At 67.9% G+C, this 11,718-nt stretch carries 10 protein-coding genes and 1 pseudogene; 7 read left to right on the forward strand and 4 right to left on the reverse strand.

Annotated elements, in window-relative coordinates; all coding sequences use genetic code 11:
- Positions 1-9: 9 nt before the first annotated feature.
- The 4 genes from bla to ACOQFL_RS08150 all read left to right on the forward strand — a co-directional run bounded on the left by bla (position 10) and on the right by ACOQFL_RS08150 (position 3,037).
- Positions 10-921 carry a class A beta-lactamase gene (bla, locus tag ACOQFL_RS08135; RefSeq protein WP_435543488.1) on the forward strand — a complete coding sequence of 304 codons (912 nt, stop codon included), beginning with the start codon at positions 10-12 and terminating at the stop codon, positions 919-921.
- Between the two features lie 98 nt (positions 922-1,019).
- Positions 1,020-1,355: a tRNA-binding protein gene (locus ACOQFL_RS08140; RefSeq protein ID WP_435543489.1), complete on the forward strand. Its 336-nt coding sequence runs from the start codon at positions 1,020-1,022 to the stop codon at positions 1,353-1,355.
- Between the two features lie 108 nt (positions 1,356-1,463).
- Complete coding sequence (locus ACOQFL_RS08145) at positions 1,464-2,471, forward strand: MerR family transcriptional regulator (RefSeq protein WP_435543827.1); 1,008 nt, start codon at positions 1,464-1,466, stop codon at positions 2,469-2,471.
- A 344-nt stretch (positions 2,472-2,815) separates the two neighbouring features.
- Complete coding sequence (locus ACOQFL_RS08150; protein ID WP_165631612.1) at positions 2,816-3,037, forward strand: cation:proton antiporter regulatory subunit; 222 nt, start codon at positions 2,816-2,818, stop codon at positions 3,035-3,037.
- A gap of 10 nt (positions 3,038-3,047) precedes the next feature.
- On the opposite strand, the gene ACOQFL_RS08155 is transcribed toward ACOQFL_RS08150, so the two are convergent.
- Entirely contained in the window at positions 3,048-4,001 is a 954-nt protein-coding gene (locus tag ACOQFL_RS08155; protein WP_165631611.1) for a tyrosine-type recombinase/integrase, read from the reverse strand.
- Positions 4,002-4,231: 230 nt separating this feature from the next.
- Between ACOQFL_RS08155 and ACOQFL_RS08160 the strand changes: the two genes are divergently transcribed.
- A complete protein-coding gene (locus ACOQFL_RS08160) occupies positions 4,232-5,728 on the forward strand; it encodes a potassium/proton antiporter (RefSeq protein ID WP_092521672.1) in 1,497 nt (498 codons plus the stop codon).
- A 235-nt stretch (positions 5,729-5,963) separates the two neighbouring features.
- Here ACOQFL_RS08160 and ACOQFL_RS08165 read toward each other — a convergent pair whose 3' ends face one another.
- The 3 genes from ACOQFL_RS08165 to ACOQFL_RS08175 all read right to left on the reverse strand — a co-directional run bounded on the left by ACOQFL_RS08165 (position 5,964) and on the right by ACOQFL_RS08175 (position 10,011).
- A complete protein-coding gene (locus tag ACOQFL_RS08165; protein WP_435543490.1) occupies positions 5,964-6,299 on the reverse strand; it encodes a hypothetical protein in 336 nt (111 codons plus the stop codon).
- 180 nt (positions 6,300-6,479) lie between these two features.
- On the reverse strand, positions 6,480-9,572 hold the full coding sequence (locus ACOQFL_RS08170; protein WP_435543491.1) for a Tn3 family transposase: 3,093 nt from the start codon (positions 9,570-9,572) through the stop codon (positions 6,480-6,482).
- Between the two features lie 235 nt (positions 9,573-9,807).
- Entirely contained in the window at positions 9,808-10,011 is a 204-nt protein-coding gene (locus tag ACOQFL_RS08175; RefSeq protein ID WP_435543492.1) for a ferredoxin, read from the reverse strand.
- 284 nt (positions 10,012-10,295) lie between these two features.
- Between ACOQFL_RS08175 and ACOQFL_RS08180 the strand changes: the two are divergent.
- Positions 10,296-10,858 (forward strand): annotated as a pseudogene (locus tag ACOQFL_RS08180) (isochorismatase family protein).
- Positions 10,859-11,242: 384 nt separating this feature from the next.
- Entirely contained in the window at positions 11,243-11,602 is a 360-nt protein-coding gene (locus ACOQFL_RS08185) for a hypothetical protein (protein ID WP_435543493.1), read from the forward strand.
- The last annotated feature ends 116 nt before the right edge of the window (positions 11,603-11,718 follow it).

The raw sequence follows: 11,718 nt of genomic DNA on the forward strand, positions 1-11,718 counted from the left end.
GGAACCACCTTGTTCGTACGGCGTGCCCGCGGAGCTCTGCTGGCTTCAGCGGCTCTGCTCACCCTGCTCGGATGCACCGGTGCCGGTGCCGAGCAGCCTGCTCCCGCACAGAACTCGACGAGCGTGCCCTCCGCTGCGTCGGTGCCCCACGAGGACTTCGAGCGACTCGAACGTGAATTCGACGCCCACCTCGGGGTCTACGCCGTGGACACGGCGACGGGCCGGGAACTGTCCTACCGTGCCGACGAGCGCTTCGCCTACGCCTCCACGCACAAGGCGCTGACGGCGGCAGCGGTGTTGCGGCGAACCTCGCTGGAAGGACTCGACAAGCGGATCACCTACGATCGCGCCGATCTCGTCGCGTACTCGCCGATCACGAAAAAGCACGTCGACAGCGGTATGACCCTGCGTTCCGTGCTCGACGCCGCCGTGCGCTACAGCGACAACACCGCCGCGAACCTCATGTTCGACGAGCTCGGAGGCCCCGAAGGGCTCAGCGCGGTGCTGCGCGAGATCGGTGACACCACCACCCACGTCGACCGCATCGAGCCCGAGCTCAACGAGACCGAGCCCGGTGACATCCGCGACACCAGCACTCCGCGCGCCCTGGCCACCAGCCTGCGTGCTTTCACCGTCGGAAACGCGTTGCCGAAGGACGAACGCGCCGTGCTCAACAGGATGCTGCGCAACGTCACCACCGGTGACGAGCTCATCCGCGCCGGGGCCCCGGACGGTTGGCGTGTCGGGGACAAAAGCGGCGCCGCCGACTACGGCACCCGCAACGACATCGCCGTGCTGTGGCCACCGGAGCGGGCACCCATCGTGCTCGCGGTGCTGTCCGAGCGGGACACCGAAGACGCCGAGTACGACAACGCGCTCATCGCCCGAGCGGCCGAGGTGGCGCTGCGGTCGTTCCGCTGATCGTTGGCACGTCGATGCGACTGGTGCCAGTACACTCCGTTCGGAATGGCAACGCGCTGTCCTCGGAAATGAGTCGGGTCGATGTTGACGGTGGTGGCATGACGACGATCGAGTGGGCCGATTTCGAACGGGTCGAGCTTCGAGTGGGGACCGTCGTCGCCGCCGAGCCGAACACGGCAGCACGCAGCCCCGCCTACGTGCTGTCGGTCGATCTCGGTGAGCACGGCGTGCGCACCTCAAGCGCCCAGATCACCGAGTACTACACACCCGAAGATCTGCTGGGGCGGCAGGTGTTGTGCGTCTGCAATTTCGAACCCAAACGTGTGGCGGGTGTGAAATCGGAAGTGCTGGTCACCGGTGCCCACAGCGAGCACGGGGGCGTCGTGCTCGCCGGCTTCGAGTTTCCCGTGCCGAACGGTACTCGCCTCGTCTGATACGGCTCGCGCGGACTTGTCGCGAAGCGTGACGTCTGGCAACGGCCGGTGGTTCCGCCTTGACCTTGCCTTCGGGGGCAGGGTTTAGCGTTTGGCGTGGTGACAGGGATGCGAATCGGTGAAGTGGCCCGCAGGGCCGGCGTGACGACGAAAGCCGTGCGCTACTACGAGTCGCTGGGTTTGCTCGAGCCCGGGCGGCTGGCCAACGGCTACCGGACCTACGAGGAGCACGACGTGCGGCTGGTGCGGCAGATCCGAGAACTAGGTGAGCTCGGAATTCCCGCGGGACGTAGTCGGCCGTTCGTGGACTGCCTCACGGCCGGTCACGGGCACGCCGACGACTGCCTCGCCTCACTCGCCACCTACCGGGACGCGATTGACGAGCTCACCCGGCGCATCGACGAGCTGACCATCCGCCGGGCGGCGCTGCGCGAGCAGCTCGCGCGGGCCGCCCGGCGTGACAGTGCCGATTCGTCGGCCGAACCGGCGCAAGGTGGGGCAACCGCGCATTCCGATCCGGCCGATGACTCGCCCGGGCCCGCCGATGCCGGAACCACCGAGCTGGTCGGCACGCGGACGCCGCCCCTGCCGCTGCGTGCCACCGACGGCGGGACGATCCACCTCGACGCCCTCGGTGCGGGGCGCACGGTGATCTACGTCTACCCGCTCACCGGCAGTCCGGAAGTCGATATGCCCGAGGGCTGGGACACGATTCCCGGAGCCCACGGCTGCACTTCCGAGGCGTGCGGTTTCCGCGATCACCACCGGGAACTGCTGGCAGCGGGCGCGTCCGGGGTGTTCGGCCTGTCCAGCCAACACACCGACTACCAGCGTGAACTCGTCGAACGACTGGGCCTGCCGTTTCCGATGCTGTCCGACCCCACGCACAATCTGGCCCGAGCACTCGGGCTTCCCACGTTCCGGGCAGGTGGGCTGCTGCTGTACGAGCGGCTGACCCTGATCGTGCGCGATAGCTTCGTCGAACACGTCTTCCACTCGGTCCCCGTGCCGCGAGAGCACGCCGGTCAGGTGTTGACCTGGGGTCTGAGTAGTACTCGAACAGGATCCTCCGCCAAGCCATCGGTTGTAGACGCCAGACTGGGGTTGGGCTGGTAGCGGATGAGTGGAGAGGGGGCTTTTGGCTCGACAGCGTTGATCGTGGTCCGGGTTCGGCGAGTAGGGCGCGGGCGTAGCCGATGCGCGCGCCGCTCCGATCGTGTTGAAGAAGCCGCCGTCGAGGACGAGGTCGGCCGTGGTGGTGGCCCTCGGTGGGCACTTTTCACGATCGTGAGCGCGCCCGGCTGTACGACAAAGGGCCGTGATCGATTTGGTGGACACCCGGTTTTCCCAATGCTCGTGGGATGGGTCGGGCGGTGTGGACCACCGGTGTGGGGGTTGTGTTGACAAACGGTCGTTCCCCGACACATGCGGTGGATCGGTGGCTGCGGGCATACTGGGTTATGGATGTCACCACGGAGGTGTTGTTCGGGCACGGGACGCTGTACGAGTTCGTCACGGAGGCCGGAGTTGGTGTCGGTATTCACGCGACTCGGGACGGGTGTTTCGAGTTGTACACGCGTGAGCCGGACGATCCGGATGCGGCGCGGTTGTGGCTGCGGTTGACAGCCGGTGAGGCGCGAACGATCGGCATGATTCTCGCCGCGCGTGAGCGGCCCGGGTGAGGGTGTGGGGTTACGCGGTGGTCCGCGGTGGTTGTTCGGCGGCCGGTCGTGTGTAGATGCGGGCGGAGCTGAGTTTGGCGTGTCCCATCAGCGTGGCGATGGTGGCCGTGTCGAGGCCGTTGCGGGCGAGGTGGAGCCCGAAGGTGTGGCGCAGTGTGTGCGGGTGCACGCGTGCTTTGCCTGCTTCGGGGCCGGTGGTGTGGACGAGGTCGGCGGCTACGGCGAGTTCGCGGATGATGGTGTTGATGCTGCGCACGCTTAGTCGGCCGCCGTGTCGGTTGAGCCATAGCGCTGGGGTGTCGGTGGCATGGGGCCAGCGGGAGCGTTCGGTCAACCAGGCGGTCACCGCAGCGCGGGCGGATCCGGGCAGCGGTAGTTCGCGGCGGGTGCTGGGATTCCAGTGGGGTTGGGGGCGCACTCGCACCGTGCTGGAGGTTCCGGACACTGCTAGGTCGGTGTGGTCGAGGTGGGCGAGTTCCTCGGTGCGCAGTCCGGTGCGTAGCAGCATCAGTGCGATCGCCCGTTCTCGTGGGCAGGGGTGGGCGGTCACGGCCCGCAGGAACCGGCGCTGCTCGTCCCCGTCGAGGGGCTCCGGCGTGCTCGCGGGCTGTTGTTCCCGGCGAACGTGGGGTGTTCCCAGGCCGAGGTGGTGGGCGTAGAAGTGGTCCAGCGCGGTCAGTGCCGCGTTGATCGTGTTGGATTTCGCGGCGCGCTCGCCTGCGAGGTAGGTGCGGTAGGAGCGCACGGCCATGTCGCGGGCGCGGGGCTCGGCCAGCGGGTCGCCCGCTTCGGGCGCGAGCGTCGTGGTCGAGGTGAGCCAGTCGAGGAATCCGGCTACCCGTGAGGCGTAGGCGCGCCGGGCCTGCTCGGACAGTTCCGCACCAGCCAGTGCGGCCCGGTAGGCGGCCAATACGAGCTCGTGGGGCGAGCTGTCGCGGTGTGCTTGCGATGTGGTGGCAGGCACGAGCACCCATCCTCCCGGTCACGGTGATCAACCGCCGACGACCTCGGGGAGCATACATCACCGCCGGACGTGCTTTGCTATGATCACTTCCGATATTGGTCACCGTGGTTCGGTGCGCATTGCGCCTGCCACGGGCGCCCGCTGGGAACGGACGTGTTCGCGAGCCCGTTGCGCGCGTTTGCGCGGTGTCAGCCACCGGAACCGGTGACCGGCTACAGATCGGGGATCGGATGAGTCTGCAGCAGCTGTACGTGGTGCTGCTGGCAGGTACCGGTGTGCTGCTGGTCAGCATCGTCGCGACCCGTCTCGCCGCGCGGGTGGGGCTGCCGGCCCTGTTGTTGTTCCTGCTGGTCGGAGTCGCGCTCGGTGAGGACGGCATCGGACTGGAGTTCGACGACGCCCAGTTGGCGCAGAACCTGGGCACGGCCGCTCTGGCCGTCATCCTCGTCGAGGGCGGACTGACGACCGACTGGTCCGACATCCGCCGCCTGCTGGCTCCGGCAGGGATTCTAGCCACCGTTGGTGTCGGCATCAGCACCGTGGTCACAGCGGCGGGGGCGCACCTGCTGTTAGGAATGTCCTGGCAGTTGTCCCTGCTGCTGGGCGCGATCGTGTCCTCCACCGACGCGGCGGCCGTCTTCTCGATCCTGCGGGTGCTGCCGCTGCCGAAACGCGTGGCCGGGCTGTTGGAAGCCGAATCCGGCTTCAATGATGCCCCGACCGTGATCCTGGTGCTGTTGTTCAGCGCCACGCCGCTCGATATCGCTCCGGCCCAGATCGCGAGCAGCCTGGCCTACCAACTCGTCGTCGGAGCCATCATCGGGCTCGGACTGGGAAGACTCGGTGCCATGGCGCTGCCGCGCGTGGCGCTGCCAGCCTCGGGACTGTACCCCCTGGCCACCGTCGGGCTGGGCATCGCCGCTTTCGCCGCGGCCGGGGTGGCCCAAGCCAGCGGATTCCTCGCCGCCTACCTCACCAGCGTCACCCTGGCCAACTCCGGATTGTCCCACCGCGCGGCCACCCGCTCCTTCGCCGAAGGGCTGGGGTGGCTGGCCCAAATCGGCCTGTTCGTGCTGCTGGGACTGCTGGTCACCCCCAGCGAACTCGGCGGCGAGATCCTGCCCGCCCTCGGGGTGGGCCTCGTGCTGCTGTTGCTGGCACGGCCTCTGTCGGTGGTGATCAGCCTGGCCGGTTTCCGTCTCCCGTGGCGGGAACACGCCTTTCTGTCCTGGGCGGGACTCCGCGGGGCCGTGCCCATCGTGCTGGCCACCTTCCCCATCGTGTCCGGGGTGCCCGGCAGCGACCGGCTGCTCGACCTCGTGTTCGTGCTGGTGATGATCTTCACCCTCATCCAGGGCCCCAGCCTGCGCCCCCTGGCCCACCGGCTACGGCTGATCCCGCGCGAAACCACCCGTGAGGTTCAGATCGAAGCCGCCCCGCTGGAAATCATCGACGCCGAACTACTGACCCTGACCGTGCCGGAAGACTCGCGGCTGCATCACAGCACCCCCACCGGTCTCCGGCTGCCGGACCCCAGCGCCATCACCCTGATCATCCGCCGCGGCCACGCCTTCGTCCCCCAGCCGAGCACCTGGATCGAAGCCGACGACGAACTGCTCATCGTCACCACCTCGGCCCGCCGCGCGAGCACCGAACGCCGTTTGCGTGCCGTCAGCCGCAGCGGCACACTCGCCGACTGGTTCGGCGACACCGGCGCCCCCGCCTAACCCTCCCGCGGCCACGAACCCCACCCCGGCGGTGTTCGGGACCTGCCCCGGATCGGCGCCAGCAGCGTGCCAAGCAGCCACGCCGACCCGGGAACGCGCACATCATGACCGCCCCAAGGCGATACTCCGCACGCACGGCCCAGTATCGCCGATCACATCCCACACGAGCCACCCAACACCGCATGCCGGGGCACGGGGCCTGCTGTGCCCGTGGCCCACTCGGCGTCTGGACCTGTCACGACTCGATTCCGGCACGCAGCCCCCGCCGACGTGCCCAGGACAGGGCCGGCAGCACAGCCAAGAACACCGCCGAGGCGACCAACCACATCCCCCCAGTCCGGTGCCCGGCAACGACGGGAACGAACACCGATACCAGCGCCAACAATGCCGCCCACGCCGACACCACCACCGCGACCCGCGGCCGCACGAGCATCGCCACCACACCGGGCACCAACATCCAGCCGATCGGTGCGCTGACACCGGCCAAGCCCATCACGACCGCGTTGACCATCACCACCGTCAACGCAGGTCGCGGCCCTCCCGAGAACACCTCATCGATCCGTCGTCCCATCACTGCCTGCCACACCACCCAGTCCCGGCCACCAGCACCGCCACCGGTGACCTGTCCACATCGCCAGCGGGCAACTCCCCGATCTGGTCACCACGCCACGTCCCACTCACCCGGAGCGAACCAGCTCCGCCTGCGAGCCTGTCTTGAGATCCACGACAACCACGATAGTCCAGCGGCGCGCTATAGCCCGTCTACCTTGACGAGCTCATTAAGATCCCGCAGTGGACGCAGCTCACCCGACGATGTCGGGGGGAACGTGTAGGTTCCGTGGACATTGAGGTGCGTATCGCCCAGCGGGGACAGACGGGCCGCGTCGGCGTCGTCGACGGGATAGCCTTGTTCGCGCAGCTGGCCGAGGGCCGCGTCAAGATAGGTTGTGTTCCACAGCACCACGGCGTTGAGCACCAAGCCCAGCGCACCGAGTTGGTCTTCCATGCCTTCCTGATAGCTCTGGCGCAGCTCGCCGCGGGAGCCGAAGCAGATTTTGCGGGCCAGCCGGTGGCGGGACTCAGTGGTGTTGAGCTGGGCGTTCAGCGCCCGCTGGTAGCTGTCGTCGTCCGGATCGCACACTGCCAGTAGGTGCAGCGTTTTGGCGATGCGGCCGTACTCGACGAAGGCTTGGCCCAGTGGGGTGGGGTTGCCGTCGCGGCCCAGAGCGCGGATGAGGTCGTAGGCGCGCACGGTGCCGGTGACCAGCGAGCCAGCCACCCGCAGCATCTCCGACCAGTGCGCGCGGATGCGCTCCGGTGTGATCCGATGCCGGGCCAGATCATTCGCCGCGCCGTAGTCCGCGTGCGCGTCCAAGCGCCAAAACCGGCTATCGGACAGGCTGGCCAGCCGCGGCGCGTAGGCCATGCCGCAGATCCGGTACAGCCCGAAGACCATGTCCGAATACCCCGCCCTGTCAGAGGTGACCAGCTCCGGGCGTTGGCCGTGATCGGGGTTGAGCAGCACGTCCAACTGATACAGCGAATCCCGCTGCGTACCCGGCACCACCGTGGCGCCGATGCCGGCGACCTGGTCGTTGATCGCGTTCAACCAGGTCGCCCCACGCCGACGGCCGAAATACCGCGGGTTGTGCCCGGCGTAGACCGTGTTGCCTGGCACCACGAACCGCAGCCCATCCACCGAGGCGACCATGCCGCCGCCCCAAAGCCCGGCCAGGCCGATCTCGGCCTGAGCTTCAATCAGCCGCGCATTGGCCGCTTTCAGCGTCTCGGCCCGCAGGTAGTTCTGCTCCACGTGCGACAGCCGTGCCCGGTTCAGCGCCCGATGCCGCGACCGCGCCACGGGTTTGTAGCCGACGTTGGTGGCCTCAGCCACCAGCACCGCCGCCAGCGACAACTCCGCATCCTCCATGCGGGACTCGCCGCCGGAGGCGTGGGTGAACTCGGACAAGAACCCGGTGCGGGCATGGATTTCCAACAGCAGATCCGGCAGATCCACCTCGGGCAGCATCCGCTCGGTCATATCCCGCAGCGCCACCAGCGAGGGCGGCTCGGCCAGCTTGTCCAGCGCGTCCACCCGCACCTGAGCCCGCCCATCTCGGCCCGGCTCGACGCGCACCCGCCCCTGGCCGGCAGTGGCTGACAAGCGCGTGCCCAGGTGTCGCCACGCCACGTCCAACGCCGTGGCCTGCTCGTCCAGGTGCGTTCCGACATCCTCAGGCAGCTTGAGTCCGGTCAGCACACTCGGCCGAATCCGATCCCACGCGGCCCCGTCCAGCAGCCGAGCGCGGGGATCACCCCACCGCTGCGAATCGGTCGCGAAGACCTCGCGGTGCCGCAGCGCCCGGTGCAGCGCCTCCAGCACACACAGCGCGTAGGCGTGCTTGTCCACACACCCCGGTTCGACTCCCTCGCCACTGGTCACGAGCTTGCGCCACGAGCCGGTCACCACCTCTTCGCGGATCTCACTGACCCGGACCTTCTTACGACCGATCAGCTCCGGCAACTCGCGCACCGCCTGAAGCACCGGCTGGCCATGCGGGGTCGCACCGAACGGAATCACCTCGGCCAACAGCGGCAGAAACGGGCGCACCGTGGACCACCGCGAGACCAGCTCGGCCCGCCAGGCGGCATCGTCGTCGGCCTCCGGTGGGGCCAGCTCCTCGACGGTGTCCATCGCCGCCGCCAGCCGCGTGCGCGGCACGACCTCCTCGATCGCTGCCCATACAGCGGACACATCCAGCACCACATGCTCACCGCCACCGCCCTGGTCGGCGGCTTCCCGCATGTCCTCCAACACTCGAAACGCCGAGGCCAACGTCGCCGACGCCTGGGTAAGTTTCGGCAGCCGGGCCAGTTTCGTCTCGCGACTGGTGCGCTCGGCGGCCTTGATCAGCTTGGTGTTCATGAGTACGGAGAACACATCCAGCGCATCGTCGACCGCCGAGGCCGACAGGCTGCGCACCGCCGCGACCAGCGTGGCCGTCCGCCGCGGCGCCTCACGACGCGCGATGGCCTGGGCCTTGGCCGACAGCCCGTCGCGGGCCAGCGCCTCCAGCCGGTTCGCCGGCACCGCCGAGACATCCACCGCCCCCGCGCCGATCCCGGACAACTCCGAGGCCCGATGCAACGCCTCAGTCACCGACCGCCCCGACACTCGCGTCGGCCCGCGCCGCAACCGCTCCAGCTCGGAGAATCGCGAGCTCTCCGGCACCGCCAACAACCCCGTCAACCGATGCGGCAGTTCGGCATCCGCCTCGGCCGCCGCCTGGTGCAGCGCGGCATACAGCTGCTGGCTCGCCTGCTCGCGGTGCTCAGACACCAACCGCGCCAGCACACTCGCGCCCGGCAACAGCACCCGGTTCGCCCGCAGCCACGCCGCCACGGCCTCGAACAACGCCTTCGCCGACTCCACCCGCGTCCACGCCCGCGCCGACACAAACTCCGCGACCTCGTCGGTGGCGTCGGCGAAGTCGCGGTAGCCGCACTCGCTGCGGATCTCCGCAGCGTGCTCCCACTGGGTGGCCTGCCGCTGCGCATAGGACTTCACACACGACGGGTCAGCAATCTCCAACTGGGACGCCAGGAAGTCCACCACCTCGGTGGGCACCTCCAACGGATCCGGCAAAAACGTCCCCAGATACCGCACCGTGCCCAACTGGAGACTGAACCCCAGCCGGTTGTGCTGCCCGCGATGCCGCCGGACCAGCGCACGATCGGCATCGTCGAGGAAGAAGAACCGCTCTAACTCTGCCTGCGACGGTGCCTGGTCAGCGAACCGCCCGAACCGGGCCACCTGCTCATCGGTCAAGAACTCCACCGGCACAGGACGGATTCAACCAGCCACGTACCACCACACGATCAACACCCTCAACGCTTAGCGGAGGATCCTGTACCGCTGCTATTCAGACCCCGACCTGGCTCGAGGAGAACTCCCTTTAGGCGACTCGTTCCCGGCCGTGGCGCGTCGGGGCGCGCTCGCCCACGGTACGGGCGGGTGAGAACGGCGTGGTGCGGACTGTTCGTGAAGCCGGGACGATCGAAGCAGGGACTTCTGCTGGCTACGACTGGTCCTCGACGACCGTGATCGCGGCGGCCGGGCACAGTGTCACGGCCTCACGGACCTGCGCCTGTCGGTCCGGAGTCGGAGAGTCCTCGATCAGGAACGCGACGCCGTCCTCGTCACGCTGGTCGAAGGTCTCCGGCGCGCTCATGACGCACTGCCCGGCTCCGATGCACTTCTCCTCGTCGATCTCGATCCGCATCGTTGCTCCGTTCGCGGTGTGGTGAGTTCGATGGTCCGTCAGTCGGACGAAAGACCGTCCCAATCGTACGCCGCCACCACTCCGAGAAGATCGTTTTACCGGAGGCGTGCATGAAGTGGCGGCGAAACTCCGAACTCGACCACCTGCCCTGTAGTTAATCCGCAGGTGGCCAGTCACCGGACCGCAGCACCAGCTCGCTTCCGCACGCCCCGACTGTGTCGGTGCATGCCGGTAGGGTCCGGTTTTTCGATGACCTGTCGACACCGGATACGAGGTGTGCCCCGATGCCCAGCCTGCCCGGCCGGCTCCGTACCGCCCTGCTCGTCATCGACATGCAGCGCGGTGTCGTCGCCGAGGCCCACAATCGCGATGCTGTCGTCGCCAATATCGGTGCGCTCGCCGATCGGGCCCGCGCCGAAGCCGCTCCGGTGGTGTGGGTGCAGCACTCCGACGAGGAACTGGTCTTCGGCTCGACCGAATGGGAATACGTTTCCGAACTGCGCCGGAACGATGACGAGCCGCTGGTGCACAAGCGCTACGGCGACTCCTTCGAGGAAACCGAGCTGGAGACGGTTCTGGCCGCACGCGGTGTGAGTCGGCTGGTGGTCACCGGCGCCCAGACCGACGCCTGCATCCGCGCCACGCTGCACGGCGCGTTGGTGCGCGGCTACGACACCGTGCTGGTCGAGGACGCCCACACCACCGAGGACCTGCGACAACTGGGCTCACCGATCGGTGCCGGGAGGCGATCGCCTACACCAACCTTTACTGGAACCACTCCGGTGCTCCGGGACGCGCCGCCCACACCGTTCCGGCTGAGAGGGTCGAGTTCGGTGCGGTGGGCTGAACGTTCTCCAGGGCAGCTTCCACCACTCAGGCGGAGCGGGAGATGGATCAGTTCAGGCGGCGTCCGATGAATTCTGGTTCGGACTCGGTTCGGAAGGTCTCCAACACGGTACGGCCTCCTCGGTCGCGAGCAACGGGAACTTGCCGATCATGGTGGGGCGCGGCGACGCAACTGGGGGCGAAGAAGCGTATAACCATCATTGTCTGCACCCTGGTGGCCACACTGCTTTTGTGGGGAACCTTCCGAGTTCTCCACGGTCCTCACGGCCAAGCCACCCCCACGCCCCCACCCGCGCCGACTGGCACGTCAATGTCGTCCTTCCCGAAATCACGGGTCGAAGAAGCACCACCGCAGTGCCGGAGTCCACATCGGGCAGGCCCCGTGATGATCGATACGTGCATCGACCCCGGACCGAAAAACGTGCGGATCTGGGTCGACGTGAAGGCGTTGGAGCCGGTGGACCAACTAGCCATGGATGTATGGCTCTACGACGGAACAACCGAGGAAACCCTGCGGGCAACAGCACAGCACTGCCAGAAATCGGCGGCCGTGGGAGAGATCGTGCGCTGTGAGGCAACACTGACTCCGCCCACTCCAGGGCATCGCTACGCCGCTGGTGGTGATGCGGAGCAAGGTACGGGCTCCACTCTGCCCCCACCGGGCTATGTCGGACTGCAGAGCGGCCCTGCCCTGTGGCCGCCTGCATCGGGGCTTGAGGAACATCCGAACGACAGACGGCGCTAAGCCGTGAGCTGCCGGTCTGTTCGTTGACGATGGTGTGGTCAGCTGCTGTGGTTCGTCGCGGTTCCGCCGTGGTGGGCGGATGAGCCTCTCGCTGTCGTAGGCAAGATCCGCGTTCG

Origin of the sequence: Actinopolyspora sabaoui, from assembly GCF_051225635.1 — a bacterium.
GTDB lineage: Bacteria > Actinomycetota > Actinomycetes > Mycobacteriales > Pseudonocardiaceae > Actinopolyspora.

Coding starts and splice junctions, on each gene's coding strand:
- ACOQFL_RS08140 (WP_435543489.1), top strand. CDS start 1,020: ATGACGACGATCGAGTGGGCCGATTTCGAACGGGTCGAGCTTCGAGTG.
- ACOQFL_RS08145 (WP_435543827.1), top strand. CDS start 1,464: ATGCGAATCGGTGAAGTGGCCCGCAGGGCCGGCGTGACGACGAAAGCC.
- ACOQFL_RS08150 (WP_165631612.1), top strand. CDS start 2,816: ATGGATGTCACCACGGAGGTGTTGTTCGGGCACGGGACGCTGTACGAG.
- ACOQFL_RS08160 (WP_092521672.1), top strand. CDS start 4,232: ATGAGTCTGCAGCAGCTGTACGTGGTGCTGCTGGCAGGTACCGGTGTG.
- ACOQFL_RS08165 (WP_435543490.1), bottom strand. CDS start 6,299: ATGGGACGACGGATCGATGAGGTGTTCTCGGGAGGGCCGCGACCTGCG.
- ACOQFL_RS08175 (WP_435543492.1), bottom strand. CDS start 10,011: ATGCGGATCGAGATCGACGAGGAGAAGTGCATCGGAGCCGGGCAGTGC.
- ACOQFL_RS08185 (WP_435543493.1), top strand. CDS start 11,243: ATGATCGATACGTGCATCGACCCCGGACCGAAAAACGTGCGGATCTGG.